Below are 26,801 nucleotides of genomic sequence, written 5' to 3' on the forward strand. Positions count from 1 at the left end.
GGCGCTTAACCGAAGAAGCTCTGGCCGTTTTTGGCCATTTCGCGCAGCTTCGCGGTCGGGTGGTACAGCGCGCCCAAATCAGCGTACTGGTCAGCCAGGGCAACGAACTCGGCAACACCGATCGAGTCGATGTAGCGCAGCGCACCGCCACGGAATGGAGGGAAACCAATACCGTAGACCAGACCCATGTCGGCTTCGGCAGCGGTTTCGACAATGCCGTCTTCCAGGCAACGCACGGTTTCCAGGCACAGCGGGATCATCATCCAGTTGATGATGTCTTCGTCGGTGACTTCGCGCTGCTCGTAGACGATTGGCTTGAGCACTTCCAGTACCGACGGATCGGCCACTTTCTTCTGCTTGCCCTTCTTGTCGGTCTCGTAGGCGTAGAAGCCCTTGCCGTTCTTCTGGCCCAGGCGCTTGGCTTCGTAGAGCACGTCAACGGCCGAGCGACGGTCGTCTTTCATGCGGTCCGGGAAGCCTTCAGCCATCACGTCACGACCGTGGTGGCCAGTGTCGATGCCGACCACGTCCATCAGGTAGGCCGGGCCCATTGGCCAGCCGAATTTTTCCATGATCTTGTCGATACGGACGAAGTCCACACCGGCGCTGACCAGCTTGGCGAAACCGCCGAAGTACGGGAACAGCACGCGGTTGACCAGGAAGCCCGGGCAGTCATTGACGACGATCGGGTTCTTGCCCATTTTCTTGGCGTAGGCAACGGTGGTGGCAATGGCCAGCTCGCTGGACTTCTCGCCACGGATCACTTCGACCAGCGGCATCATGTGCACCGGGTTGAAGAAGTGCATGCCGACAAAGTTTTCCGGACGCTTGAGGGCCTTGGCCAGCAAGGTGATGGAAATGGTCGAGGTGTTGGACGCCAGAATGGTGTCCTCTTTAACCTGGCCTTCAACTTCAGCCAGAACAACTTGCTTGACCTTAGGGTTCTCGACGACGGCTTCAACCACCAGGTCCACGTGACCGAAATCACCGTAGGACAGGGTCGGACGAATGCCGTTGAGCACTTCAGCCATCTTCGCGGCGGTCATGCGACCTTTATCAACGCGGCCAACCAGCAGTTTGGCGGCTTCGGCCAGGCCCTGCTCGATACCGTGCTCGTTGATGTCCTTCATCAGGATCGGCGTGCCTTTGGAGGCCGACTGATAGGCGATACCGCCGCCCATGATGCCGGCGCCCAGTACGGCTGCCTGCTTCACGTCCTTGGCGATTTCGTCGTAGGCCTTGGCCTTTTTCTTCAGTTCCTGATCGTTCAGGAACAGACCGACCAGGCTCTGCGCGGCAGAGGTCTTGGCCAGTTTGACGAAACCGGCTGCTTCGACTTCCAGCGCCTTGTCGCGACCGAAGTTCGCGGCTTTCTGGATGGTCTTGATCGCCTCAACCGGCGCCGGGTAGTTCGGGCCAGCCTGACCGGCCACGAAACCTTTGGCGGTTTCGAACGCCATCATTTGTTCGATCGCGTTCAGCTTGAGTTTTTCAAGCTTCGGCTGGCGCTTGGCCTTGTAATCGAACTCGCCGGAAATGGCGCGCTTGATCAGTTCCAGCGCGGCTTCCTGCAGCTTCTCAGGAGCAACCACAGCGTCCACGGCGCCGACTTTCAAGGCGTCTTCAGGACGGTTTTCCTTGCCGGAGGCAATCCACTCGATGGCGTTGTCGGCACCGATCAGGCGCGGCAGACGCACGGTACCACCGAAGCCCGGGTAGATGCCCAGCTTGACTTCCGGCAGACCGATCTTGGCCTTGGTCGACATGACGCGGTAGTCCGCTGCCAGGCACATTTCCAGACCGCCACCCAGAGCGATGCCGTTGATCGCGGCGACGGTCGGGACGTTGAGGTCTTCGAAATCGCTGAAAATCTTGTTGGCTTCGAGGTTGCCAGCAACAAGCTCAGCATCCGGCAGCTTGAAGTTGTCGACAAATTCGGTGATGTCGGCGCCGACGATGAACACGTCCTTGCCACTGCTGACGATCACACCCTTGATCGAAGCATCTGCCTTGATAGCGTCCACAGCCTGACGCAGTTCGTTCAGGGTTAGACGGTTGAACTTGTTGACGGACTCACCCTTGAGGTCGAACTTCAGTTCGACGATGCCACTTTCAAGAGCCTTAACCGTGATGGCTTTACCTTCGTAAATCATCAACTGATCTCCACGATATGGAAGCTGAACAGTACACGTCGGACGCAGGTGAATGGTTCGGCAGGGACGTTAAACGTCGATGCTACGCCTCTCAACCCGGCACACCCGCCAACGCGATAGTCGGGATTCTGTAGGAGCAGTTTGTCGGACAAACGCTCATTTCATACGCCCGTTTGATTTGGGTACGTCACCTTCACGGAATTTCCGACAATTGTCAATCGCCTGAAACATTGGGTTGAAACACGACTTTGCGGTCATTTCCGTACTGCGAAGACCTTCAACAAGCAGATGGATGTGGATCCATTCATAGGATTAATCGTTAGAAAAGTCGCCCTAATTCCCGGCAGCCTTTGTTTAACAGGCTAAGCTGGCGGAATCTGGGAAAAAATGTGAACGCTGGTGCGAATGCACAGCGTAAGATCAGCCCACACCGAATTTACCGGCCTGCCTGGCCAACCCCGCCCGATGATCCTGTCGGGCTTTTTATTGCCCACCAAATTGCCCCCCTGTAGGAGCTGTCGAAGGCTGCGATCTTTTGATCTTGATTTTAAATACAAAGATCAAAAGATCGCAGCCTTCGACAGCTCCTACAGGGGTAAAAAATCAAGGCAAGCGATTTTAGGGGCGGACTTCAGGCGAGCGCCTTGAGCGTGGCGTCAATGTGCTGCAAAACCTCGGCCTCGCCCTTCTCGCCCCAGTACAGAGCGATCATTTGCTTGTCGGCCTCGACTTTGTAGACATTGCCCGGCAATTTTTCGAAATGATTGAGCAGCGCAGGATCCTCACAGGTTTCCTGCCACTGGTTGACCCACAAACCCGGTGATTTTTGCCAGTAACTCCAGCACTTCGGTTGATTGCCCCGTCGCGGCCGATGGTACTGCGCGCAAGGGTTTGGCGGTTCCTGGCCGAGCCAGTGCGGCCACTCCTGAGGCGCCAGCTGCATGGCCAGCCCGATGCGTCGAGCCTCCATGCGCAAGGCCATGCGGCCGCTCTGATGGCGGGACGGTCGCAGCCAGGCCAGTGGACTAAGTACCACCAGCAGGATTGACACCACTATCCAGACCGTCATATCTGTACTCCCGATTCTTGATGAGCGCATTCAGTCACTTTGAAACCAATGCGCTTGAAACCAGCCATACTTACCAATATTGCAATCCTCAGGAGGAGCACCTCATGCCCTACAACCACATTCTGGTCGCTGTAGATCTAACCGAAGAGTGCGATCCTGTAATCCACCGGGCTCGCGAGCTCTCGGTTAGCAATGGTGCGAAGTTGTCCCTGGTGCATATCGTCGAACCCATGGCCATGGCCTTTGGCGGTGACGTGCCGATGGACCTGTCACAACTGCAACAACAGCAGTTCGATCAGGCCAAGGAACGCCTCGACCGGTTGATCCTGAAATACCCGGAACTGTCCAAGGAATACAGCCACCTGACTTACGGCCAGCCACGCCAGGAGATTCACCACCTGGCCAAGGAGCAAGGGTGCGACATGATCGTGGTGGGCAGTCATGGGCGGCATGGCCTGGCACTGCTGCTGGGCTCCACTGCCAATGACGTCCTGCACGGTGCGCCTTGCGATGTGCTGGCGGTGCGCCTGCAAAACAAAAGCTGACAGCCAATTACCTGTAGGAGCCGGCTTGCTGGCGATGCGGGCCACACGGACTGCCTGATGCACCGTTGTGATGCCATCGCTAACAAGCCAGTTCCTGCAGGGGGATGGCATTCCATACGAAAAGCCCGACAGTCGAGTTACCGAAGTCGGGCTTTTTTATTGCAAGATCAATCAGGCATCCAGCTCAGCCCAGCGCTCGACCATTACGTCGAGCTCAGCCTGCAACTGCGACAACTGAGCGATCACCGCAGCAGTTTCCGCAGCCGGACGCAGATAGAAGCCAGCATCGGCCATCTGAGCCTCAACAGCAGCGATCTGCTGCTCCATGGCCTCGATCTGCCCCGGCAACGCTTCCAGCTCGCGCTGCAATTTGTAGCTGAGTTTTTTCTTCGCTGGCGCTTCGACCGCTGCCGCGACAGGCGCAGGCTCGGCCTTCACTACAGCTGAATTCAGGTCGGCCTTGCCGGATTTGCTTTCAGTCACGCCCAGCAGGCGCGGCGAGCCGCCCTGACGCAGCCAGTCCTGATAACCACCGACATACTCTCGAACCTTGCCTTCACCTTCGAAGACCAGAGTGCTGGTGACCACGTTGTCGAGGAATGCCCGGTCGTGGCTGACCATCAGCACGGTGCCGTTGAAGGTCAGCAAGACCTCTTCAAGCAGTTCGAGGGTTTCGACGTCGAGATCGTTGGTCGGTTCGTCGAGTACCAACAGGTTCGCCGGCTTGCTGAACAGTTTGGCCAGCAACAGACGGGCACGCTCGCCACCGGACAGCGCCTTGACCGGCGTGCGGGCACGCTGCGGGCTGAACAGGAAGTCGCCGAGGTAGCTCAGCACGTGGCGGCTCTGGCCGTCGATATCGATGAAGTCGCGACCTTCGGCGACGTTATCGATCACGGTTTTTTCCAGATCCAGCTGATGGCGCAGTTGGTCGAAGTAGGCAACATCGATCTTCGTGCCCTCTTCCACCTTGCCGCTGGTGGGCTGCAAACCGCTAAGCATCAGCTTCAGCAACGTGGTCTTGCCGGTACCGTTGGCGCCGAGCAGGCCGATGCGGTCGCCGCGCTGCAACACCATCGAGAAATCCTTGATCAGGAATGGGCCGCCCGGATGAGCGAAGCTCACATTCTCGAGGACCATCACCTGCTTGCCAGACTTGTCGGCGGTTTCCAGCTGAATGTTGGCCTTGCCGGTGCGTTCACGACGCTCGCTGCGCTCGACGCGCAAGGCCTTGAGTGCGCGCACGCGCCCTTCGTTACGGGTACGACGCGCCTTGATGCCTTGACGGATCCAGACTTCTTCCTGGGCCAGACGCTTGTCGAACAGCGCGTTGGCCGTGGCTTCAGCCGCCAGCTCGGCTTCTTTATGCACGAGGAAACTGGCGTAGTCGCCGTTCCAGTCGATCAGGCCGCCGCGATCCAGTTCAAGAATGCGGGTCGCGAGGTTTTGCAGGAAAGAACGGTCGTGCGTGATGAACAGCACGGCGCCCTGGAAATCCTTCAGCGCTTCTTCGAGCCAGGCGATCGCACCGATGTCCAGGTGGTTGGTGGGTTCGTCGAGCAGCAACAGGTCCGGTTCGGAAACCAGCGCCTGGGCCAGCAGGACGCGGCGACGCCAGCCGCCGGACAATTCGGCGAGGGTCTTGTCGGCCGGCAACTGCAAGCGGCTCAGGGTGCTGTCGACCAGGGTCTGCAAGCGCCAGCCGTCGCGGGCTTCGAGGTCATGCTGGACGTGCATCAACTTGTCCAGGTCAGCATCGGTGACGATGTTCTGGCTCAGGTGGTGATACTCGGCGAGCAATGCGCCCACGCCGTCCAGGCCTTCGGCGACCACGTCGAACACGGTCCGCTCGTCGGCTACCGGCAATTCTTGCGGCAATTCGCCGATCTTGAGCCCGGGCGCACGCCAAACGGAGCCGTCATCGGGCTTCTGGTCGCCCTTGACGAGCTTCATCATGCTGGACTTGCCAGTGCCGTTGCGGCCGATGATGCACACCCGCTCACCACGGGCGATCTGCCAGGACACCTTGTCCAACAACGGCATAGCGCCGAAAGCAAGGGACACATCGCTGAATTTGAGCAGGGTCATGAGCTTCTCCAAAAACCGGGCGCGCATTCTACCTGACTTGAGGCTCCAGAAGGCCGGCAATTTCACTGTCGAAGCACTCTGCACAACAAATGTTGCGAACTGATGCAGACAGGCCCGCAAAGCTTTCGCCCGTTGCTGGCAAAAGGCTAAGCTACAGTCAATTCAGTGTGGTCATCGCCCGCACTTGTCATGATTTCTCTGCCCGGACGTCTCATGCGCAGTCGCCTCTTCAAGCTTTTATCCTGTTTTTTACTGTCTGCCGCTGCTGTTCAATCCGCCCAGGCGGTGGACCTGTCCACCCAACGCCAGTATTACGATGAAGCCAAGCGCGCCTTGGCCAAGGGTGATACCGGGCCGTATTTCCGTTACAGCCAGGCGCTGGCCGACTATCCGCTGGAGCCTTATCTGGCGTATGACGAGCTGACCGCACGCCTGAAAAGCGCTAGCAACGCCGAAATCGAAAAATTCCTCGCCGAACACGGTGACCTGCCCCAGGCCAACTGGATGAAGCTGCGCTGGCTGCGCTGGCTGGCCGATCGCGGCGACTGGGCGACGTTCGTCAAATATTACGACCCCAAACTCAACTTCACAGAACTGGACTGCCTGAACGCGCAGTATCAGATCAGCCACAACCTCAAGACCGAAGGTTACGCCAACGCCAACAAGCTCTGGCTGACCGGTAAATCCCAACCCGAAGCTTGCGACGTGCTGTTCGGCATGTGGGCCGCCGACGGTCAGTTGACCGAACAAAAACGCTGGGAGCGCACCAAACTTGCCGCGCAGGCACGCAATTACGCGCTGGCCAACAGCCTGGTCAACGGCCTGACCACCCTCGCCCCTCGCGGTCGTTTGCTGATTGATGTGGCGCAAAAACCCGAGCTGCTCAACCAGCCATCGCGCTTCACCCCGGCTGACGAACCGATGTCGGACATCGTCAGCCTTGGCCTGCGTCGCCTCGCCCGCCAGGACCCGGACAAGGCCATGGCGCTGCTCGATAGCTATGCCAGCAGCATGCATTTTTCCCGCGATGAAAAAGTGGCGATTGCCCGGGAAATCGGCCTGACCCTCGCACGCCGTTTCGACAGCCGCGCGCTGGACATGATGACCAAATACGACCCGGAGCTGCGCGACAACACCGTGTCCGAATGGCGCATGCGCCTGCTGCTGCGACTGGCTCGCTGGAACGATGCCTATGAGCTGACCCGCCGACTGCCGCAAGACCTCGCCACCACCAGCCGCTGGCGATACTGGCAGGCCCGCAGCCTGGAGCTGGCACAGCCGCAGAGCGCGGAACCGCAAAGCCTTTATAAAAATCTGGCCCGTGAACGTGACTTCTACGGCTTCCTCGCCGCAGACCGTTCGCAATCGTCCTATTCACTGAATAACAAGCCGCTGGTGATCAGCCAGGCACTGATGAACAAGGTTCGCAACACGCCGGGCATACGTCGCGCCCTGGAATTCCATGCCCGCGGGCAGATCGTCGACGGTCGCCGCGAGTGGTATCACGTCAGCCGCCACTTCAGCCGAGACGAAATGGTCGCCCAAGCCAAACTGGCTTACGACCTGAGATGGTATTTCCCGGCGATCCGCACCATCAGCCAGGCACAATATTGGGATGACCTGGACATTCGCTTCCCGATGGCGCATCGCGAAACCCTGGTCCGTGAAGCCAAAAACCGCGGCCTGCATTCGAGCTGGGTGTTTGCCATCACCCGTCAGGAAAGCGCCTTCATGGACGATGCCCGCTCCGGTGTCGGTGCGTCCGGCCTGATGCAACTGATGCCGGCCACCGCCAAGGAAACCGCACGCAAGTTCAGCATTCCCTATTCGTCGCCGCAGCAGTTGTTCGAACCGGACAAGAATATCCAGCTCGGCGCAGCCTATCTGAGCCAGGTCCACAGTCAGTTCAACGGCAACCGCGTTCTCGCCTCCGCCGCCTACAACGCCGGCCCAGGCCGCGTACGGCAGTGGCTGCGCGGCGCTGATCACTTGAGTTTCGACGTGTGGGTGGAAAGCATCCCGTTCGACGAAACCCGTCAGTACGTGCAGAACGTTCTGTCGTATTCGGTGATCTACGGCCAGAAGCTCAACTCACCACAACCGCTGGTGGATTGGCACGAACGCTACTTCGACGATCAATAATGCCCCTGTAGGAGCTGGCGAAGGTTCGGGCCGCGTTCGGACGATCTTTTGATCCTGGTTTCTTCGCAATAGAAAAATGCCCACATCGATGTGGGCATTTTTTTGAAAGCCAGATCAAAAGATCGCAGCCTGCGGCAGCTCCTACAGGTGGAGGTCGAGTTCGGCCTTGCCATCATTGAACTGCAACGCCGCCAACCGCGCGTATAGCGCATTGTTGGCAATCAATTCCTGATGTGTTCCTACGGCGACCAGTTTTCCTTGGTCCATCACCGCGATCCGGTCCGCGTTTTTCACCGTGGCCAGGCGATGGGCGATGACCAGGGTCGTGCGGTTTTTCATCAGGCTTGGCAGGGCTTGCTGGATCAGGTGCTCACTTTGCGCATCAAGGGCGCTGGTAGCTTCGTCGAGTAGCAGGATCGGCGCGTCGACCAACAGCGCGCGGGCGATGGCCAGGCGTTGGCGTTGGCCGCCGGACAGACCGAGTCCGCCATCACCCAGATGCGTCTGGTAGCCGTTGGGCATGGCCTCGATGAAATCGTGGGCGTAGGCGATTTTCGCGGCTTCCTGAACCTCGGCCAGCGTCGCCGTCGGGTTGCCGTAGCGGATGTTCTCTTCGATGCTGCCGAAAAAAAGCGCCGGGGTTTGCGAGACCAGGGCGAAGCAGCGTCGCAGATCCAGTGGATCAAGACTTGTCAGGGGTACACCATCAAGCAGGATGCGTCCTTCTGCGGGATCGTAGAAACGCAGCAGCAGGTCATATACCGTTGATTTACCGGCCCCGGACGGCCCGACCAACGCCAGCGTTTCACCGGCCTTGATAGCCAGATTCAAACCATCGACGGCATAGCTTTCGGGGCGCGACGGGTAGGAAAAGCGCACGTCATGCAGCAGCAAATCGCCTCGCACTCGCTCGGGCAAGGACACAAGGCCTGAGGTTGGAGGCTGGATGATGTTTTCCGAGCGCAGCAACTCGGCGATCCGCTCCGCTGCGCCCGCCGCGCGCTGCAACTCGCCGATCACTTCACTCAAGGTGCCGAACGCACTGCCGACGATCAGGCTATAGAAGACAAACGCCGCCAGTTCGCCCGCGGAAATTCGCCCGGCAATCACGTCCATGCCGCCAACCCAAAGCATCACGCCAACCGCGCCCAGCACCAGCACAATCACCAGAGTAATCAGCCACGCCCGCTGGAAAATGCGTTTGCGGGCGGTGTTGAAGGCTTCTTCCACGGTCACGGCAAAGCGCTGTTCGTCTTGCGCCTGATGGTTGTAGGCCTGCACGGTTTTGATCTGGCCCAGGGTTTCGGACACATAGCTGCCGATATCGGCGATCCGGTCCTGGCTCAGCCGCGACAGGCTGCGAACCCGGCGGCCGAAGATCAGGATCGGCGCGATCACCAACGGCAAGGCAACCACCACGATACTGGTGAGCTTGGGGTTGGTGATGAACAGCAGGACGATCCCGCCGATCACCATCAGCAGGTTGCGCAAAAACAGCGACAGTGATGAGCCGATCACCGATTGCAGCAGCGTGGTGTCGGCGGTCAGCCGGGACTGGATCTCGGAGCTGCGGTTGTTCTCGTAGAAGCCCGGATGCAAATAGATAAGGTGGTTGAATACTCGGCGGCGGATGTCGGCGACACAGCGTTCACCGATCCACGACACCAGGTAAAAACGCGCAAAGGTGCCAACCGCCAGACCGAACACCAGCAACATGAACAAACCGATGGACTGGTTGAGCAAGTGCGGTGATTGGGTCATGAAGCCCTGATCCACCAGCAGGCGGATACCCTGCCCCATGGATAAGGTAATGCCTGCGGTTACGATCAAAGCCAACAGCGCGCCGAGCGCATGCCAGCGATAAGGCGCGATAAAACGGCTGGCCAGGCGAATCGCACGGCGGTGACGAACTGTGAGCATTGGCATCATCCATGGCGGAGCGTTTGATAAGTTCCAGCGTACACCGCGCTACGGAGTGGAACTTGGTAAATCACAATGAGTCAGGTTAATTATGACCGCCAAGCCTAGGCCCTAGACGCTATTGGTCTAAAGTCCGGGTGGCAACGTTGCGTTATTTCTGGTGGACTGTGGTTGCCGCTTTGGAGAGATCGCAGGGAGTTGTCACAGCCTGGTCACCTGGCGGTTTTACACTAGGCATATAACCTGATGAGGAGACAGGCCATGTCCTTGCAAAACAGCAGCGATGACAAGATTCAGGTGATCCGTACGCAGCCAGACCAGTCTCTGGGTTGCTCGATTATCGATGAACAGGGCCACGAAGTACCGATCACTGAAAACATGATCCAGCAAGCGTGCAGCGAGCTGGAGAAGCGATTGGTCAAGCCTGCCGAACAAAAGTGATGTAGCCACCGTCTTCTTGACCCGGCCCCTGTTGGCCGGGTTTTTTATGCCTGCAGAATCATGCTTTTGTAGGAGCTATCGGAGGCTGCGATCTTTTGATTTTTCTTAAAAAAACAAGATCAAAAGATCGCAGCCTTCGGCAGCTCCTACAGGGGCGCGTGGTTGATCTTTAGATTATGGTTGCGCCCAGCGCCGCGACAATCTTCTGCAACTCAGGCGCATCGCCGTCGATCCGCACCTGCAACCCGTCGATTTCACGCCGCGATGGGTAGTTCTTGCGCAACACATCGAACGCCCCACGCTGCTCGCTCACGCTGCCTACAAGGCTGCGGCGGAAATCCGCGTCGTCACGGCGCGGGTCGTATACGCCACGGCACAACATCGCCAGCGCCCAGGCCGGGTCCGTCTGGGCACTCAAGGTCACTTGCGACAGCCACGGGGCCGGCAGCAAATCGCTCAAGCTGACGCGGGCCGGTTGACCGAGGAAATCGCAGAACGCCTGATAGATCTGCGCCGTCCCGCGTTGTTTGCCGTCCAGGCTGTAACCGGCAATGTGCGGGGTTGCCAGCACGCAGAGTTCGGCCAGCGCCACGTCGACTTCCGGCTCGCCTTCCCAGACGTCAAGCACCGCTTGCAGGTCCTCACGCTCCAGCAACACATCGCGCAGTGCGGCGTTGTTCACCACCGGACCGCGACTGGCATTGATCAGCCATGTGCCCGGCGTGAGTTGGTTCAGGTGTTTTTTGTCGAACAGGTGCCAGGTTGACTGAGCGCCCTGTTTAGTCAGCGGCGTGTGCAGGCTGATGACGTCGCACTGCTCGATGATCTGCTCAAGGCTGACGTAGTCGCCACCTTCAGCGGCTTGTCGCGGTGGATCGCAGACCAGCACGTTCCAGCCCAACCCTTGCAGGACCTTGACCAGCCGTCCGCCGACTTCGCCCGCACCGATCACGCCGTAAGTGCGCTGGGTCAGGTCCGCGCCTTCGATTTCGGCGAGGGTCAGCAAGCTGCCGAGCACGTAGTCAACCACGCCCCGGGCATTGCAACCCGGCGCGCTGGACCAGGTGATGCCGGCCTGTTGAAAGTAATCCAGGTCCAGGTGATCGGTGCCGATGGTGCAGGTGCCGACAAAGCGCACCTTGCTGCCCTCAAGTAACGCGCGGTTGACGTTCGTCACCGAACGCACCAGCAACACATCGGCCTGTTCGACGGTGGCGCGGTCGATGGAACGCCCCGGAACCCGGCGGATTTCACCGAAGCCTTCGAAGAAGGCGTCAAGCAGGGGGATATTTTCGTCGGCAACAATCAGCATGGCAGGCTCCTTTGGCGGATCGGCAGTGTAGGCGCAGATGACCTCCACCGCCTATACCCCTGTAGGAGCTGCCGAAGGCTACGATCTTTTGATCTTGTTTTTAAAAAGCAAAGTCAAAAGATCGCAGCCTTCGGCAGCTCCTACAAAAGAACCGGTGATTACAAATCCCCAACACAGGTCTTTTCCTGACCGATGCGTCAACGCGTAGAATGCGCGCCTGCGCATCAAAATCTTTTGGACGTTTTGCCCTTGAATTCCGTGACTGACCGCCCCGCTGCTATCTCCCTCACCCGCCCGGCCCGGGTTCGCCTGGAGCTGAAAAATCTGCTCGCCCTGGCGCTACCGATCATGATCGCGCAACTGGCGACCACCGCGATGGGCTTCGTCGATGCGGTGATGGCCGGCCGGGTCGGGCCGCGCGATCTGGCAGCGGTGGCGCTGGGCAACTCGATCTGGGTCCCGGTGTTTCTGCTGATGACCGGCACCCTGCTGGCCACCACGCCGAAAGTCGCCCAGCGCTTCGGCGCCGGCACCCACAGCGAAATCGGGCCGATCGTGCGTCAGGCGTTGTGGCTGGCACTGGTGGTCGGATTGATCGCGACCGGCATGCTGTTCAGCGCCGAGCCGATCTTGCACCTGATGAAGGTCGACCCCGAACTGATCGGCCCGTGCATGCAGTATCTGCACGGCATCGCCAGCGGATTGCCCGCCGTGGCTTTCTACCATGTGCTGCGTTGCTTCAGTGACGGCATCGGGCGTACCCGTCCGGCGATGGTGCTGGGGCTGTGCGGCCTGGCGCTGAACATCCCGCTGAACTACGTGTTCATTTATGGCCACTTCGGCGTGCCGGCCATGGGCGGTGTTGGCTGCGGCTGGGCCACGGCGATCGTGATGTGGGTGATGGCGCTGGGCATGGCCGGTTGGGAGCGTTGGGCGCCGGCTTATCGGTCGAGCGAGTTGTTCAGCCGTTTCGACTGGCCACAATGGTCAGTGATAAAGCGCTTGCTGGGCATCGGTTTGCCGATCGGGATCGCGGTGTTCGCCGAGTCGAGCATCTTTGCCGTGATCGCCCTGCTGATCGGCAGCCTCGGCGCCACGGTGGTGGCCGGGCATCAGATTGCCCTGAACGTCAGTTCGCTGGTGTTCATGATCCCCTACTCCCTGGGCATGGCCGTCACGGTGCGCGTCGGTCAGGCGCTGGGCCGTGAGGAGCCGCGCGAAGCGCGTTTTGCCGCGGGAGTCGGCATGGGTACTGCACTGGCATACGCCTGCCTTTCGGCGAGCATGATGTTGCTGCTGCGCGAGCCCATCGCTGCGATCTACACCGCAGACCCGTCAGTGATCCATATCGCGGCGATGCTGATTGTGTATTCGGCGCTGTTCCAGTTTTCCGACGCGATCCAGGTCACGGCGGCCGGCGCGTTGCGCGGTTATCAGGACACTCGGGTGACGATGATCCTGACCCTGTTTGCCTACTGGGGCATCGGCTTGCCGGTGGGTTACGCCCTCGGCCTGACAGACTGGCTCGGCGAGCCGCGTGGCCCGAGCGGTCTGTGGCAAGGATTGATCGTCGGCCTGAGTTGCGCGGCACTGATGTTGTCGATCCGCCTTACGCGCAGCGCGCGCAAGCGGATCCGTATCAGCCATTCGGCAGGGTAATTCGAACCTGTAGGAGCCGGCTTGCTGGCGATGGCGGCAAATCGATCAACATCGTTGTCGCCTGCCATATCGCTATCGCTGGCGAGCCAACTCCTACAGGGCTCGGTGTTAATCGCGTTTGAGCCATTCGGCAGGGTAATTCGAACCTGCAGGAGCCGGCTTGCTGGCGATGGCGGCGGATTGATCAACATCGTTGTCGCCTGCCATATCGCCATCGCTGGCAAGCCAGCTCCTACAGGGCTCGGTGTTAATCGCGTTTGAGCCATTCGGCGGGGTAATTCGAACCTGTAGGAGCCGGCTTGCCGGCGATGGCGGCAGATTGATCAACATCGGTCTCGCCTGCCAAATCGCTATCGCTGGCAAGCCAGCTCCTACAGGGCTCGGTGTTAATCGCGTTTGAGCCATTCAGCGAGGTAATTCGAACCTGTAGGAGCCGGCTTGCTGGCGATGGCGGCGGATTGATCAACATCGTTGTCGCCTGCCAAATCGCTATCGCTGGCAAGCCAGCTCCTACAGGGATAACCGTTGTTGGTTAATCGAGTTTTTTGCGGATCCAGTACAAATAGGTACCGGCGTCTTCGTGTTGACCGACCAATTCGTGGTCGAGAAACACGCAGAATTTAGGGATGTCGCGACGGGTCGACGGGTCGGTGGCGATCACTTTCAGCAGGCCGCCAGGCACCAGGTCGCGGATGTGCTGGTGCAGCATCATCACCGGTTCCGGGCAGTTGAGGCCGGTGGCGTCGAGGGTGCCGTCTACCGGCGTATCGATCATTTCACTCATGATTGGCTCCTGAAACTTGCCGGCATTGTCGCGCATTGCCGGGTGTTCGGTCATCTGTGACATTACGCCGCCCCCCTGTAGGAGCTGCCGCAGGCTGCGATCTTTTGATGTTGATCTTGAAAAGCCAAGTCAAAAGATCGCAGCCTTCGGCAGCTCCTACAGGGGCCGTGTAACTTAACGGGATTTTGTTTTTTTCACGTCGAGCCGGCGCAGGTGGCAGGTTACTTCTTCACGGTCGTGGTACAGCTGTTTGCAGCCGATCTCGACCTTGATGCCCCGCGCTTTGAAGCCGTCGGCGATGCGTTCCAACAGGCGCTTCACTTCCGCGTAACGCTGTTTCATCGGCAACTTGAGGTTGACCACGGCTTCGCGGCAATGGCCCTCGCCAATCCACTCTTCCAGCATCGCGGCGTTGCGCGCCGGTTTCTCGACGATGTCGCAAACCATCCAGTCCACCGGTTGCTTGGGCTTGAAGGTGAAACCGTCGGCCATCAAGTGCTGCACCAGCCCCGTGTCCATCAAGCTTTCGGCCATCGGGCCGTTGTCGATGGCGGTCACCAGCATGCCGCGATTGACCAGTTGCCAGGTCCAGCCGCCGGGTGCGGCGCCCAGGTCGACGCCGGTCATATCGCCATGCAGGCGCTCGTCCCATTGGTCGCGGGGGATGAAGTGGTGCCACGCCTCTTCCAGTTTCAGGGTCGAACGGCTGGGTGCCTCACGGGGGAACTTCAAACGCGGGATGCCCATCGGCCACATCGCCGAGTTGTTCGACTCCGCCAGGCCCATGAATACTTCACGGCCGCTCTTGAAGGTCAGCAGCAAGCGCGGCTTGTGGGCGTCTTCCACCAGCTTGCCGGCGGCCATCAGCGCCTTGCGCAAGTGAACTTCGAATTTCTTGCAGAAGTTCGACAGCTCCTTGCCGTCGTTGGTATCGACCATCTCCAGCCACAGGCTGCCGCACAGCGGAAAGTCCGCCATGTGGGCGAGGATCACGCTGATGCGGTCGGTTTCCGGCAAATCAATGAAAATCCCGCGGGCCCATTGGCGCGGGAAAATCAGTTGATCGAAACGCTGACCGCGCATCAGGCGCTCGGCGCCGTCTTCTTCGGTGCAGACAAATTCGGCGCAGGCGCTGGCGGTCTTGGCCTTGGCATAACCAGCCACATTCAGCCGTGCGGCGAGGTCGGAAATCTCGGAACAGACTTCACCTTCGAAGCCCGGCCGGCAATGCATAAAGAGGGTGTTCATTGAATCTCCTGGGCAATCGGCAAGGAATTAATGCGCAAACTTGCCCTGTAGCAAAGCCTGTCACGAAAACCGGCGCATGATAGCTGACTTCGGAACCTCGGACTTGCCCATAGAGTCCAGTTATTAGCCAGCTACTGAAAACAGGGCTAGGTTTAATGCTCTGCCCGTCCCCTCAGTCCGTAGCCGTGCGGACTCAAAGGAGTGATCGTAATGCCGTCCCTTGATAGCTTGAACACCCTCAAAACCCTGCAAGTCGATGACAAGACCTACCACTATTTCAGCCTGCCGGAAGCCGCCAAGAGCCTGGGCGATCTGGATAAGCTGCCGATGTCGCTGAAGGTGCTGCTGGAAAACCTGCTGCGCTGGGAAGACGAAAAAACCGTCACCGGCGCCGACCTCAAGGCGATTGCCGCCTGGCTCAAGGAGCGCCGCTCCGACCGTGAAATCCAGTACCGCCCGGCGCGGGTATTGATGCAGGATTTCACCGGCGTGCCCGCCGTGGTTGACCTTGCTGCCATGCGGGCGGCGATGGCCAAGGCCGGCGGCGATCCGCAGCGAATCAACCCGTTGTCGCCGGTGGATCTGGTGATCGACCACTCGGTGATGGTCGACAAGTTCGCCACCAGCAACGCCTTCGAACAGAACGTCGACATCGAAATGCAGCGCAATGGTGAGCGCTACGCGTTCCTGCGCTGGGGCCAGAGCGCCTTCGACAACTTCAGCGTGGTGCCACCGGGCACCGGCATCTGCCACCAGGTGAACCTGGAATACCTCGGCCGCACCGTCTGGACCAAGGACGAGGACGGCCGCACCTACGCCTTCCCCGACACGCTGGTCGGCACCGATTCCCACACCACCATGATCAATGGCCTCGGTGTGCTCGGCTGGGGTGTTGGCGGCATCGAAGCAGAAGCGGCGATGCTCGGGCAACCGGTGTCGATGCTGATCCCGGAAGTCATCGGCTTCAAACTCACCGGCAAACTCCGCGAAGGCATCACCGCCACCGACCTGGTGCTGACCGTCACCCAGATGCTGCGCAAGAAAGGCGTGGTCGGCAAATTCGTCGAGTTTTACGGTGATGGCCTCGCCGATCTACCGCTGGCCGACCGCGCGACCATCGCCAACATGGCCCCGGAATACGGCGCCACCTGCGGCTTTTTCCCGGTGGATGACGTGACGCTGGATTACCTGCGCCTGTCCGGCCGCCCCGTTGAGACCGTGAAACTGGTCGAGGCCTACAGCAAGGCTCAGGGCTTGTGGCGCCTGCCCGGTCAGGAGCCGGTGTTCACTGACAGCCTGGCGCTGGACATGGCCACCGTCGAAGCCAGCCTCGCCGGACCGAAGCGTCCACAGGATCGGGTCTCGCTGCCCAACGTCGCGCAAGCGTTCAGTGACTTCACCGACCTGCAATTCAAACCCACCAGCAAGGAAGAAGGTCGACTGGAAAGTGAAGGCGGTGGCGGCGTCGCGGTCGGCAATGCCGATCTGGCCGGCGAAGCGGACTACGAGTCCGAAGGTCAGACCTATCGGCTGAAAAACGGCGCCGTGGTGATTGCTGCGATCACCTCGTGCACCAACACTTCCAACCCGAGCGTGATGATGGCCGCCGGGCTGGTGGCGAAAAAGGCTGTGGAAAAAGGCTTGAAGCGCAAGCCGTGGGTGAAAAGCTCGCTGGCGCCCGGCTCGAAAGTCGTCACCGACTATTACGAAGCGGCGGGCCTCACCCAGTACCTCGATGAATTGGGTTTTGCGTTGGTCGGGTATGGCTGCACTACTTGCATCGGCAACTCAGGGCCGTTGCCGGAACCGATCGAAAAAGCCATTCAGAAAGCCGACCTGACCGTGGCTTCGGTGCTGTCGGGCAACCGCAACTTCGAAGGCCGGGTCCATCCGCTGGTGAAAACCAACTGGCTGGCCTCGCCTCCGCTGGTGGTCGCGTTTGCGCTAGCCGGTACGGTGCGCATCGATATCAGCAGCGAGCCTCTGGGCGAAGACCGCGATGGCAATCCCGTGTACCTGCGGGATATCTGGCCGAGCAGCAAGGAAATCGCTGACGCAGTGAGTCAGGTCAACACCGCGATGTTCCACAAGGAATACGCCGAGGTTTTTGCCGGCGACGAGCAGTGGCAGGCGATCCAGGTCCCGCAAGCGGCTACCTATGTCTGGCAAGCGGATTCGACCTACATCCAGCATCCACCATTTTTCGATGACATCGGCGGTCCGCCACCGGTGGTCAAGGACGTGGCGGGGGCCAGAATCCTTGCGCTGCTCGGCGACTCGGTGACCACCGACCACATCTCCCCGGCCGGCAACATCAAGGCTGACAGTCCGGCAGGCCAGTATCTGCGCGACAAAGGTGTGGAACCGCGGGACTTCAACTCCTACGGCTCCCGGCGCGGCAACCATGAAGTGATGATGCGCGGCACCTTTGCCAACATCCGCATCCGTAACGAGATGCTCAGCGGTGAGGAAGGCGGCAACACGTTCTACATTCCGACCATGGAGAAAATGCCGATCTACGACGCAGCCATGCGTTATCAAGCCGCGGGCACGCCGTTGGTGGTGATCGCCGGCCAGGAATACGGCACCGGATCGAGCCGTGACTGGGCCGCCAAGGGCACTAATTTGCTCGGAGTGAAAGCAGTCATCGCCGAGAGCTTTGAACGGATTCACCGTTCCAACCTGGTGGGCATGGGTGTGCTGCCGTTGCAGTTCAAGCTCGATCAGAACCGCAAGAGCCTGAACCTGACCGGCAAGGAAACCTTGGATATTCTTGGCCTGACCGGCGTAGAGCTGACCCCGCGAATGAACCTGACCCTGGTCATCACCCGTGAAAACGGCAGCCGCGAGAAAATCGAGGTGTTGTGCCGGATCGATACATTGAATGAGGTGGAGTACTTCAAGTCCGGAGGGATTTTGCATTACGTGTTGCGACAGTTGATTGCGTCGTAAGCGCTTGCTGACACAGACACCGCCTTCGGGCGGTGTTTTTATTTGGGACGCCACCAATACAATCGCCTGCCTCTGGTCAAACTTTTTTCTGTGGGAGCGGGCTTGCCCGCGATAGCGGAGTGTCTAGCAGCACATATGTTGAATGTGCCGGCCCCATCGCGGGCAAGCCCGCTCCCACAAGGACTGAGGCTACCCGCAGATTCGCTTTGAGTTGTTCACGTATCCGATACCTCCCAGCTGACGCAAGGCTCATTTTGCGACGCACCACTGATTATCAAAAAATAACCTCAACAAATCCCCGCCGACGCCGATACAGCACTTGATAGCCTTGCGGATTAATAAGCCATGCGTAACAACCAGCCAATTACACAACGCGAACGGACCTTTCCGGCTCAGCAACGGTTGATTTCCACCACCGATGCCAAGGGCATGATCACCTACTGCAACGACGACTTCGTCGAGATCAGCGGGTTTTCTCGTGAAGAACTGATCCGCGCGCCGCACAACCTGGTGCGTCACCCAGACGTTCCGGCCGCGGTTTTCGCGCACATGTGGGCGACATTGAAACAAGGCTTGCCATGGATGGGCATTGTCAAGAATCGCTGCAAGAGCGGTGATCACTATTGGGTCAACGCCTATGTGACGCCGATCTTCGAAGGCAATCAGGTGATCGGTTACGAGTCGGTGCGGGTCAAGCCCACCGCCGAGCAGATCCGCCGCGCCGAAGCGCTCTACCAACGCATCAATCAGGGCAAGTCGGCCATTCCTTCGACCGATAAATGGCTACCGGTCCTGCAGGACTGGCTGCCTTTCATTCTGGTCAGCCAGCTGAGCTTCATGATCGGCGCCTCGCTCAACTCCCACTGGGGCTTTGCCCTGGCTGCCGGGCTTTCGGTGCCGTTGGGCTTGATGGGCCTGAGCTGGCAACAACGCGGGCTCAAGCGCTTGCTGCGCCTGGCCGAGCAGACCACCTCCGACCCGCTGATCGCCCAGATGTACACCGACAGCCGTGGCGCCCAGGCACGCCTGGAGATGTCGATCCTCAGCCAGGAAGCGCGCCTGAAAACCTGCCTGACCCGTCTGCAGGACACCGCCGAGCACCTGACCGATCAAGCGAAGCAGTCCGACAACCTGGCCCACAGCAGCTCTACCGGCCTGGAACGTCAGCGCGTCGAAACCGAGCAAGTGGCCACCGCCGTCAACCAGATGGCTGCCACCACGCAGGAAGTCGCCAGCCACGTGCAGCGCACTGCCGACGCTACCCAGCAAGCCAATTTGCTGACCGGTCGCGGGCGCGAAATCGCCGGGGAAACCCGCGAAGCCATTCAACGCCTGTCGGTGGTGGTTGGCGAAACCGGCCTGACCGTGACTCAATTGGCCAAGGACAGCGATGAAATTGGCGGTGTGGTCGATGTGATCAAAGGCATCGCCGACCAGACCAACCTGTTGGCACTGAACGCGGCCATCGAAGCGGCCCGTGCCGGCGAGATGGGCCGTGGCTTTGCGGTGGTGGCCGATGAAGTGCGGCAACTGGCGCAACGCACCAGCGAATCCACCGGGCAGATTCACGCCCTGATCGCCAAGCTCCAGCAGACTGCAGGCACGGCGGTGCAAACCATGGAAGCCGGGCATCGCCAGGCAGAAGAAGGCGTGGCGCGGGTGCTGGAAGCGGACCAGGCGCTGGTGGGGATCAGCGAAGCGGTGGCCAACATCACCGACATGACCACCCAGATCGCCGCTGCGACCGAAGAGCAAAGCGCGGTCGCCGAAGAGATCAGCCGCAACATCAGCAACATCTCGCACCTGGCTGACCAGACTTCGGAACAGGCGCAGAACTCGGCGTTGCTGAGTAAAGAGCTGACCAAGACGGCGAATACCCAGTATTCGTTGGTGGAGCGGTTTAACCGCTAAAAAGATCGCAGGCTGCGCCAGCTCCTACAGGGATCACATTCCCCTGTAGGAGCTGCCGAAGGCTGCGATCTTTTGATCTTGCTCCTCACAAAAACCCCGCTACCTTATCTGCCGCAACCGCCAAATGCTGCTCATGACTAAACCCCGAAGCCTTCAACGGTTTCAAATCATGATCCCCCGCCACCAGCCAGAACACCTCGATATTCGGTGACAAGGCATAGCCCTCGACCGCCTCGCGATTACCCAACGCATCCCGCTCGCCCTGCACGATCAACGTCCGCGTCTTCAACGCCGCCAAATGCTCGACCCGCGGCTTCTCCGGTTTGCCCACGGCATAAAACGGATAGCCCAGACACACCAACGCATCCGCACCCAACTCATCCGCCAATAAACTCGCCATCCGCCCGCCCATGGACTTGCCGCCAATGGCCAGCGACCCAGCGACATGGCGTCGCACTACGGCATACACCTCGCGCCAGCATTCCAGCAGCTTCGGCGCTGGATTGGGCGGCCGCTTGCCGCCGTCGACACGCCGTTGCGCCATGTACGGAAATTCGAAGCGCAACACGTTGACGCCACGTGCGGCAAGGCGCGCAGCCATGTTGTTCATCCAGTCGCTGTCCATCGGCGCGCCGGCGCCGTGGGCCAGGATCAGCGTCGTCGATGCCGGCGCCACGGCGGCGTCCCACAACCATCCATGTTCCCGCACACACTGCGCCCATTGATCCCCGTCAATACCGGCCTTGTGCCCTTTGTCCATGCTTGCCTCGCTTTTAGTCTGCCTATAACTCCGGCCGAAGGGCGCGCCGCTTGCGCTTCCTTCGGCTGAACCGTGGATGGGGAACCATGAACACTTCTATCAGTACCGCCTACAACTACAAGGTGGTCCGCCAATTCGCCATTATGACGGTGGTGTGGGGCATCGTCGGTATGGGGCTCGGGGTTTTTCTCGCCGCCCAGTTGGTCTGGCCCGAACTCAACTTCAATTTGCCGTGGACCAGCTTCGGCCGCTTGCGCCCGCTGCACACCAACGCGGTGATCTTCGCCTTCGGCGGCTGCGCCTTGTTCGCCAGTTCGTTTTACTCGGTGCAACGCACCTGCCAGGCGCAATTGTTCGCACCGAAAATCGCCGCGTTCTGCTTCTGGGGCTGGCAGCTGGTGATCCTGTTGGCGGCCATCAGCCTGCCGCTGGGCTACACCAGCTCCAAGGAATACGCCGAGCTGGAATGGCCGATCGACATCCTGATCACCATTGTCTGGGTCGCCTACGCCGTGGTGTTTTTCGGCACGATCATGCAGCGCAAGACCAAGCACATTTATGTCGGTAACTGGTTCTTCGGTGCGTTCATCATCACTGTGGCGATTCTGCACATCGTCAACAACCTTGAGCTGCCGGTGAGTTTCACCAAGTCCTACTCGCTGTACTCCGGCGCAACAGACGCGATGGTGCAGTGGTGGTACGGGCACAACGCCGTGGGCTTTTTCCTCACCGCCGGTTTTCTCGGGATGATGTATTACTTCGTGCCGAAACAGGCCGAGCGTCCGGTGTATTCCTATCGCCTGTCGATCGTGCACTTCTGGGCGCTGATCACCCTGTACATCTGGGCCGGTCCGCACCACTTGCACTACACCGCATTGCCGGACTGGGCGCAGTCGCTGGGCATGGTGATGTCGCTGATCCTGCTGGCGCCGAGTTGGGGCGGGATGATCAACGGCATGATGACCCTGTCGGGCGCCTGGCATAAGTTGCGCAGCGACCCGATCCTGCGTTTCCTGGTGGTGTCGCTGGCGTTCTATGGCATGTCGACCTTCGAAGGGCCGATGATGGCGATCAAGACCGTCAACGCCCTCTCCCACTACACCGACTGGACCATCGGCCACGTCCACGCCGGCGCGCTCGGCTGGGTGGCGATGATTTCCATCGGCGCGCTGTACCACATGATCCCGAAAGTCTTCGGACGCGAGCAGATGCACAGCATCGGCCTGATCAACGCGCACTTCTGGCTTGCCACCATCGGCACCGTTTTGTACATCGCCTCGATGTGGGTCAACGGCATCGCCCAGGGCCTGATGTGGCGTGCGGTAAACGAGGACGGCACGCTGACCTACTCCTTCGTCGAAACCCTGGTGGCCAGCCACCCAGGCTTCGTCGTGCGGTTGGTGGGTGGTGCGATCTTCCTCAGCGGCATGTTCCTGATGGCTTACAACACCTGGCGCACCGTGCGGGCCTCACAGCCTGCCGAAGCCGCCGCTGCCGCGCAGATGGCCTGAGGAGTCCGCCATGAAACACGAAACAATCGAGAAAAACGTCGGCCTGTTGCTGCTGCTGATGATCCTGGCCGTGAGCATCGGCGGCCTGACCCAAATCGTCCCGCTGTTCTTCCAGGATGTGACCAACAAACCGGTGGAAGGCATGAAGCCCTACACCGCGCTGCAACTCGAAGGCCGTGACATTTATATCCGCGAAGGATGTGTCGGCTGCCACTCGCAGATGATCCGCCCGTTCCGCGCCGAGACCGAGCGCTACGGGCACTACTCGGTGGCCGGTGAAAGCGTCTGGGATCACCCGTTCCTGTGGGGCTCGAAACGCACCGGGCCGGACCTGGCCCGGGTCGGCGCGCGCTATTCGGATGATTGGCATCGCGCGCACTTGTACAACCCGCGCAACGTCGTGCCGGAATCGAAAATGCCGGCGTACCCGTGGCTGGTGGCCAACCAGCTCGACAGCAGTCACACCGAAAGCAAGGTCAAGGCGATGCGCACGCTCGGCGTGCCGTACACCGACGACGACATCGCCAGCAGCGTCGAGTCGCTCAAGGGCAAGACCGAAATGGACGCACTGGTCGCCTACCTGCAAGTGCTCGGCACTGCGATCAAGAGCAAGAGGTGAGCCATGGTCTTTGAAATGAGCAGTGGAATGATCCGCGGCCTGGGCACGGTCGTGGTGTTCGTGGCCTTCGTCGGCCTGACGCTGTGGGTGTTCAACAGCAAGCGCAATCCTGAGTTCGCCGAGGCGCGCCTGCTGCCGTTCGCCGACGAATCACAATCCGACATCACCCAAGAACCCGCAACAAGGAGTACCCGGCCATGACCACCTTCTGGAGTACGTGGATCTGCGTACTGACCATCGGCAGCCTGATCGGCCTGACCTGGCTGCTGATCGGCACCCGCAAGGGTGAAACCAAGGGCAGTGTCGACCAGACCATGGGCCACAGCTTCGACGGCATCGAGGAGTACGACAACCCGTTGCCGCAATGGTGGTTCATGTTGTTCGCCGGCACCCTGGTGTTTGCCGTCGGCTACTTGATCCTTTATCCGGGCCTGGGCAACTGGAAAGGCATCCTGCCCGGTTACACCAACGGTTGGACCGGCGTGCACGAGTGGGAAAAGGAGATGGACAAGGCTGATGCCAAGTTCGGACCGATCTTCGCCAAATTCGCTGCGATGCCGGTGGAAGAAGTGGCCAAGGACCCGCAAGCGTTGAAAATGGGCGGTCGCCTGTTTGCCTCCAATTGCTCGGTGTGCCACGGCTCGGATGCCAAGGGCGCGTTCGGCTTCCCCAACCTGGCGGACAGCGACTGGCGCTGGGGCGGCCATGCCGAAACCATCAAGACCACCATCATGGGCGGGCGTATGGCGGCGATGCCGGCCTGGGGCGAAATCCTCGGCGACGCCGGCGTGAAGAACGTCGCGGCCTATGTGCGCCATGAACTGGCCGGCCTGCCACTGCCTGCCGACAGCGATGCCGACCTGCAAGCCGGCCAACAAGCGTTCAGCACGACCTGCACTGCTTGTCACGGGGCAAACGGCCAGGGCACTGAAGCCATGGGCGCGCCGAACCTGACGCACCCGGCCGGTTTTATCTACGGTACAAGCCTGGCGCAACTGCAACAAACCATCCGCCATGGTCGCCAGGGGCATATGCCGGCGCAGAACGAACTGCTCGGCAACGATAAGGTTCAGCTGCTGGCCGCTTATGTGTACAGTCTGTCGCACTCTGCCGGCGCCGAGCGTTTGCAGGCCGAAAGCAAAGGCAAATAAATCTTGAGCGCTCTACTGCCGCACTCTCCGGAATGCGGCAGTTCCCTGCCCCTTTGCGACCCATTGTCGCACCCTCCTTCAGTCTTCCTTTCGGATCGCCAGATTCGGGTCTAAGCTTCCCCCGATGCGGACTGGCCAGTGCTGGTTCCAGGTCGACCCTGAACGATGTGTTCGACGAATCTGCCCGATGACAAGCCGCAAAGGCTGGTAGATACCGGCTGTCGCGCCAATTGCCTTCGGTCACTCATTCGTTGCGTTTGAACACACCCTGTTACACCCGACCTGACCCCCTCGCTTGATCTCTCCGCCGGGACGATTTGTCCATGGGTAATTTTACCCTTACGCGGCGCATGGAAAGGCCGCAGAATCAGCATTTGAAAGCATTGACCCAGGTCATGGCGCGTTGCAATGACCCCCCGCTTTCTACATACTTGCGGCCGATTTTTAATCCTAATAAAACACCCAAACCGTGGAACCTTAGAATGAGCACAGCAATCAGTCCGACTGCTTATAACTATAAGGTAGTCCGCCAGTTCGCCATCATGACGGTGGTCTGGGGGATCCTTGGCATGGGGCTCGGTGTCTTCATCGCCTCGCAACTGGTCTGGCCGGAATTGAATTTCGGTCTGCCCTGGACGAGCTTTGGACGCTTGCGCCCGTTGCACACCAACCTGGTGATTTTCGCCTTCGGTGGATGTGCACTGTTTGCCACTTCTTATTACGTCGTGCAGCGAACCTGCCAAACGCGACTGATTTCCGACAGCCTTGCGGCCTTCACCTTCTGGGGTTGGCAAGCGGTGATCGTCGGCGCCATCGTTACCTTGCCGCTGGGTTACACCACCACCAAGGAATACGCTGAGCTCGAATGGCCGATCGCTATTCTGCTGGCCATTGTCTGGGTCACCTACGGTCTGGTGTTCTTCGGCACCATCGTCAAGCGCAAAACCAAGCACATCTATGTGGGCAACTGGTTCTACGGTGCCTTCATCGTCGTGACCGCGATGCTGCACATCGTCAACCACGCTTCCCTGCCGGTGAACTTATTCAAGTCCTACTCGGCCTACTCGGGCGCGACGGACGCGATGATCCAGTGGTGGTACGGCCACAACGCCGTAGGTTTCTTCCTGACCACCGGCTTCCTGGGCATGATGTACTACTTCGTGCCGAAACAGGCCGAGCGTCCGATCTACTCCTATCGCCTGTCGATCGTGCACTTCTGGGCGCTGATCACCCTGTACATCTGGGCCGGTCCGCACCACTTGCACTACACCGCACTGCCGGACTGGGCCCAGTCCCTGGGCATGGCGATGTCGATCATCCTGCTGGCTCCGAGCTGGGGCGGCATGATCAACGGCATGATGACCCTGTCGGGCGCCTGGCATAAGCTGCGCACCGACCCGATCCTGCGTTTCCTGGTCGTGTCCCTGGCGTTCTACGGCATGTCCACCTTCGAAGGCCCGATGATGGCCATCAAGACCGTGAACTCGCTGTCTCACTACACCGACTGGACCATCGGCCACGTACACGCCGGCGCGCTTGGCTGGGTGGCGATGATCTCGATCGGCGCGATCTACCACATGATCCCGAAACTGTTCGGTCGTGCGCAGATGCACAGCATCGGCCTGATCAACGCGCACTTCTGGCTCGCGACCATCGGTACCGTTCTGTACATCGCTTCGATGTGGGTCAACGGCATCACCCAGGGTCTGATGTGGCGTGCCATCAACGATGACGGCACCCTCACCTACTCGTTCGTCGAAGCGCTGCAAGCCAGCCACCCGGGCTTTATCGTTCGCGCCCTGGGCGGTGCATTCTTCGCCGCCGGCATGCTGTTCATGGCCTACAACGTATTCCGTACCGTACGCGCCTCGAACCCGGTAGAAGCCAAAGCCGCCGAACAGATCGCTGTAGTTGGAGCTCACTGATGAAGCATGAAGCAGTCGAGAAGAACATTGGCCTGCTGGCCTTCTTCATGGTTATCGCCGTCAGCGTCGGCGGCCTGACCCAGATCGTTCCGCTGTTTTTCCAGGACGTTACCAACAAGCCGGTCGAAGGCATGAAGCCTCGCTCCGCCCTTGAACTGGAAGGCCGCGATATCTACATCGCCAACGGATGCGTCAGCTGCCACTCGCAGATGATCCGCCCGTTCCGTGCTGAAACCGAACGCTACGGCCACTACTCGGTCGCCGGTGAAAGCGTCTGGGATCACCCGTTCCTGTGGGGTTCCAAGCGTACCGGTCCGGACCTGGCCCGTGTCGGCGGTCGTTACTCCGATGACTGGCAGCGTGCGCACTTGTACAACCCGCGCAACGTAGTGCCCGAGTCGAAAATGCCGGCCTACCCGTTCCTCGTGGAAAACAAGCTCGACGGCAAAGACACCGCCAAGAAAATGGAAGTCTTGCGCACGCTCGGCGTCCCTTACACCGACGAAGACATCGCCGGCGCCAAGGATGCTGTGAAGGGCAAAACCGAAATGGACGCGCTGGTGGCCTATCTGCAAGGCCTGGGCACCATCATCAAAAGCAAACGGTGATCT

21 protein-coding genes are annotated in these 26,801 nt (G+C 59.9%); 12 read left to right on the forward strand and 9 right to left on the reverse strand.

Features of this window, described 5'->3' with window-relative positions; genetic code table 11:
- Positions 1–5 precede the first annotated feature (5 nt).
- Complete coding sequence (gene fadB / locus NL64_RS09640) at positions 6–2,153, reverse strand: fatty acid oxidation complex subunit alpha FadB (RefSeq protein ID WP_034147902.1); 2,148 nt, start codon at positions 2,151–2,153, stop codon at positions 6–8.
- Positions 2,154–2,784: 631 nt separating this feature from the next.
- Positions 2,785–3,222, reverse strand: coding sequence for a hypothetical protein (locus NL64_RS09645; RefSeq protein ID WP_034147903.1), 438 nt, complete (start codon positions 3,220–3,222; stop codon positions 2,785–2,787).
- A 104-nt stretch (positions 3,223–3,326) separates the two neighbouring features.
- On the opposite strand from NL64_RS09645, the gene NL64_RS09650 reads away from it, so the two are divergent.
- The gene (locus NL64_RS09650; RefSeq protein ID WP_034147904.1) at positions 3,327–3,767 is read left to right on the forward strand and encodes a universal stress protein; all 441 of its coding nucleotides are present in this window, start codon (positions 3,327–3,329) and stop codon (positions 3,765–3,767) included.
- Between the two features lie 171 nt (positions 3,768–3,938).
- On the opposite strand, the gene NL64_RS09655 is transcribed toward NL64_RS09650, so the two are convergent.
- Entirely contained in the window at positions 3,939–5,855 is a 1,917-nt protein-coding gene (locus NL64_RS09655) for an ATP-binding cassette domain-containing protein (protein ID WP_034148010.1), read from the reverse strand.
- 213 nt (positions 5,856–6,068) lie between these two features.
- On the opposite strand from NL64_RS09655, the gene NL64_RS09660 reads away from it, so the two are divergent.
- On the forward strand, positions 6,069–7,997 hold the full coding sequence (locus NL64_RS09660) for a transglycosylase SLT domain-containing protein (protein ID WP_034147905.1): 1,929 nt from the start codon (positions 6,069–6,071) through the stop codon (positions 7,995–7,997).
- A gap of 141 nt (positions 7,998–8,138) precedes the next feature.
- Here NL64_RS09660 and NL64_RS09665 read toward each other — a convergent pair whose 3' ends face one another.
- Positions 8,139–9,917: an ABC transporter transmembrane domain-containing protein gene (locus tag NL64_RS09665; RefSeq protein ID WP_034147906.1), complete on the reverse strand. Its 1,779-nt coding sequence runs from the start codon at positions 9,915–9,917 to the stop codon at positions 8,139–8,141.
- Positions 9,918–10,178: 261 nt separating this feature from the next.
- Between NL64_RS09665 and NL64_RS09670 the strand changes: the two genes are divergently transcribed.
- The gene (locus tag NL64_RS09670; protein WP_034147907.1) at positions 10,179–10,358 is read left to right on the forward strand and encodes a PA1571 family protein; all 180 of its coding nucleotides are present in this window, start codon (positions 10,179–10,181) and stop codon (positions 10,356–10,358) included.
- Positions 10,359–10,527: 169 nt separating this feature from the next.
- Here NL64_RS09670 and pdxB read toward each other — a convergent pair whose 3' ends face one another.
- The gene (gene pdxB / locus NL64_RS09675) at positions 10,528–11,670 is read right to left on the reverse strand and encodes a 4-phosphoerythronate dehydrogenase PdxB (RefSeq protein ID WP_034147908.1); all 1,143 of its coding nucleotides are present in this window, start codon (positions 11,668–11,670) and stop codon (positions 10,528–10,530) included.
- Positions 11,671–11,919: 249 nt separating this feature from the next.
- Here pdxB and NL64_RS09680 point away from each other — a divergent pair, with 249 nt between their 5' ends.
- Entirely contained in the window at positions 11,920–13,329 is a 1,410-nt protein-coding gene (locus tag NL64_RS09680; protein ID WP_034147909.1) for an MATE family efflux transporter, read from the forward strand.
- 108 nt (positions 13,330–13,437) lie between these two features.
- Here the strand turns inward: NL64_RS09680 and NL64_RS30090 are convergent, their stop codons facing one another.
- The 3 genes from NL64_RS30090 to rlmM all read right to left on the reverse strand — a co-directional run bounded on the left by NL64_RS30090 (position 13,438) and on the right by rlmM (position 15,361).
- On the reverse strand, positions 13,438–13,659 hold the full coding sequence (locus NL64_RS30090) for a hypothetical protein (protein ID WP_155292742.1): 222 nt from the start codon (positions 13,657–13,659) through the stop codon (positions 13,438–13,440).
- Between the two features lie 202 nt (positions 13,660–13,861).
- The gene (gene tusA / locus NL64_RS09685; protein ID WP_034148011.1) at positions 13,862–14,113 is read right to left on the reverse strand and encodes a sulfurtransferase TusA; all 252 of its coding nucleotides are present in this window, start codon (positions 14,111–14,113) and stop codon (positions 13,862–13,864) included.
- A gap of 174 nt (positions 14,114–14,287) precedes the next feature.
- Positions 14,288–15,361, reverse strand: coding sequence for a 23S rRNA (cytidine(2498)-2'-O)-methyltransferase RlmM (gene rlmM / locus NL64_RS09690; RefSeq protein ID WP_034147910.1), 1,074 nt, complete (start codon positions 15,359–15,361; stop codon positions 14,288–14,290).
- A gap of 210 nt (positions 15,362–15,571) precedes the next feature.
- Between rlmM and acnA the strand changes: the two genes are divergently transcribed.
- Together acnA and NL64_RS09700 are read left to right on the forward strand one after the other, a co-directional pair.
- A complete protein-coding gene (gene acnA / locus NL64_RS09695) occupies positions 15,572–18,313 on the forward strand; it encodes an aconitate hydratase AcnA (protein ID WP_034147911.1) in 2,742 nt (913 codons plus the stop codon).
- A gap of 345 nt (positions 18,314–18,658) precedes the next feature.
- Positions 18,659–20,224 (forward strand): methyl-accepting chemotaxis protein, encoded by a 1,566-nt coding sequence (locus NL64_RS09700; protein ID WP_034147912.1) that lies wholly within the window; start codon positions 18,659–18,661, stop codon positions 20,222–20,224.
- An 85-nt stretch (positions 20,225–20,309) separates the two neighbouring features.
- On the opposite strand, the gene NL64_RS09705 is transcribed toward NL64_RS09700, so the two are convergent.
- A complete protein-coding gene (locus NL64_RS09705; protein ID WP_034147913.1) occupies positions 20,310–20,984 on the reverse strand; it encodes an alpha/beta family hydrolase in 675 nt (224 codons plus the stop codon).
- Positions 20,985–21,070: 86 nt separating this feature from the next.
- Here NL64_RS09705 and ccoN (NL64_RS09710) point away from each other — a divergent pair, with 86 nt between their 5' ends.
- From ccoN (NL64_RS09710) to ccoO (NL64_RS09735), 6 genes are all read left to right on the forward strand, one after another.
- Positions 21,071–22,495: a cytochrome-c oxidase, cbb3-type subunit I gene (gene ccoN, locus NL64_RS09710; RefSeq protein ID WP_034147914.1), complete on the forward strand. Its 1,425-nt coding sequence runs from the start codon at positions 21,071–21,073 to the stop codon at positions 22,493–22,495.
- Between the two features lie 10 nt (positions 22,496–22,505).
- Complete coding sequence (gene ccoO, locus NL64_RS09715) at positions 22,506–23,114, forward strand: cytochrome-c oxidase, cbb3-type subunit II (protein WP_034147915.1); 609 nt, start codon at positions 22,506–22,508, stop codon at positions 23,112–23,114.
- A 3-nt stretch (positions 23,115–23,117) separates the two neighbouring features.
- Complete coding sequence (locus NL64_RS09720) at positions 23,118–23,315, forward strand: cbb3-type cytochrome oxidase subunit 3 (RefSeq protein ID WP_034147916.1); 198 nt, start codon at positions 23,118–23,120, stop codon at positions 23,313–23,315.
- Complete coding sequence (gene ccoP / locus NL64_RS09725) at positions 23,312–24,265, forward strand: cytochrome-c oxidase, cbb3-type subunit III (protein ID WP_034147917.1); 954 nt, start codon at positions 23,312–23,314, stop codon at positions 24,263–24,265. Before NL64_RS09720 ends, ccoP begins: the two co-directional genes overlap by 4 nt.
- Before the next feature lie 482 nt (positions 24,266–24,747).
- Positions 24,748–26,190: a cytochrome-c oxidase, cbb3-type subunit I gene (gene ccoN, locus NL64_RS09730; RefSeq protein ID WP_034147918.1), complete on the forward strand. Its 1,443-nt coding sequence runs from the start codon at positions 24,748–24,750 to the stop codon at positions 26,188–26,190.
- Positions 26,190–26,798, forward strand: coding sequence for a cytochrome-c oxidase, cbb3-type subunit II (gene ccoO, locus NL64_RS09735; RefSeq protein WP_034147919.1), 609 nt, complete (start codon positions 26,190–26,192; stop codon positions 26,796–26,798). Before ccoN (NL64_RS09730) ends, ccoO (NL64_RS09735) begins: the two co-directional genes overlap by 1 nt.
- Positions 26,799–26,801: the final 3 nt, after the last annotated feature.

Source organism: Pseudomonas fluorescens, from assembly GCF_000802965.1.
GTDB lineage: Bacteria > Pseudomonadota > Gammaproteobacteria > Pseudomonadales > Pseudomonadaceae > Aquipseudomonas > Aquipseudomonas fluorescens_A.

What these genes read in the sequence shown, in the direction of transcription:
- NL64_RS09665 (WP_034147906.1), bottom strand. Translation starts at nt 9,917, where the DNA reads ATGCTCACAGTTCGTCACCGCCGTGCGATTCGCCTGGCCAGCCGTTTT.
- rlmM (WP_034147910.1), bottom strand. Translation starts at nt 15,361, where the DNA reads ATGAACACCCTCTTTATGCATTGCCGGCCGGGCTTCGAAGGTGAAGTC.
- fadB (WP_034147902.1), bottom strand. Translation starts at nt 2,153, where the DNA reads ATGATTTACGAAGGTAAAGCCATCACGGTTAAGGCTCTTGAAAGTGGC.
- NL64_RS09660 (WP_034147905.1), top strand. Translation starts at nt 6,069, where the DNA reads ATGCGCAGTCGCCTCTTCAAGCTTTTATCCTGTTTTTTACTGTCTGCC.
- NL64_RS09670 (WP_034147907.1), top strand. Translation starts at nt 10,179, where the DNA reads ATGTCCTTGCAAAACAGCAGCGATGACAAGATTCAGGTGATCCGTACG.
- ccoP (WP_034147917.1), top strand. Translation starts at nt 23,312, where the DNA reads ATGACCACCTTCTGGAGTACGTGGATCTGCGTACTGACCATCGGCAGC.
- NL64_RS09700 (WP_034147912.1), top strand. Translation starts at nt 18,659, where the DNA reads ATGCGTAACAACCAGCCAATTACACAACGCGAACGGACCTTTCCGGCT.
- NL64_RS09720 (WP_034147916.1), top strand. Translation starts at nt 23,118, where the DNA reads ATGGTCTTTGAAATGAGCAGTGGAATGATCCGCGGCCTGGGCACGGTC.
- NL64_RS09650 (WP_034147904.1), top strand. Translation starts at nt 3,327, where the DNA reads ATGCCCTACAACCACATTCTGGTCGCTGTAGATCTAACCGAAGAGTGC.
- ccoO (WP_034147919.1), top strand. Translation starts at nt 26,190, where the DNA reads ATGAAGCATGAAGCAGTCGAGAAGAACATTGGCCTGCTGGCCTTCTTC.
- ccoN (WP_034147914.1), top strand. Translation starts at nt 21,071, where the DNA reads ATGAACACTTCTATCAGTACCGCCTACAACTACAAGGTGGTCCGCCAA.
- NL64_RS30090 (WP_155292742.1), bottom strand. Translation starts at nt 13,659, where the DNA reads ATGTTGATCAATCTGCCGCCATCGCCGGCAAGCCGGCTCCTACAGGTT.
- NL64_RS09705 (WP_034147913.1), bottom strand. Translation starts at nt 20,984, where the DNA reads ATGGACAAAGGGCACAAGGCCGGTATTGACGGGGATCAATGGGCGCAG.
- acnA (WP_034147911.1), top strand. Translation starts at nt 15,572, where the DNA reads ATGCCGTCCCTTGATAGCTTGAACACCCTCAAAACCCTGCAAGTCGAT.
- pdxB (WP_034147908.1), bottom strand. Translation starts at nt 11,670, where the DNA reads ATGCTGATTGTTGCCGACGAAAATATCCCCCTGCTTGACGCCTTCTTC.
- tusA (WP_034148011.1), bottom strand. Translation starts at nt 14,113, where the DNA reads ATGAGTGAAATGATCGATACGCCGGTAGACGGCACCCTCGACGCCACC.
- ccoO (WP_034147915.1), top strand. Translation starts at nt 22,506, where the DNA reads ATGAAACACGAAACAATCGAGAAAAACGTCGGCCTGTTGCTGCTGCTG.
- NL64_RS09655 (WP_034148010.1), bottom strand. Translation starts at nt 5,855, where the DNA reads ATGACCCTGCTCAAATTCAGCGATGTGTCCCTTGCTTTCGGCGCTATG.
- NL64_RS09645 (WP_034147903.1), bottom strand. Translation starts at nt 3,222, where the DNA reads ATGACGGTCTGGATAGTGGTGTCAATCCTGCTGGTGGTACTTAGTCCA.
- ccoN (WP_034147918.1), top strand. Translation starts at nt 24,748, where the DNA reads ATGAGCACAGCAATCAGTCCGACTGCTTATAACTATAAGGTAGTCCGC.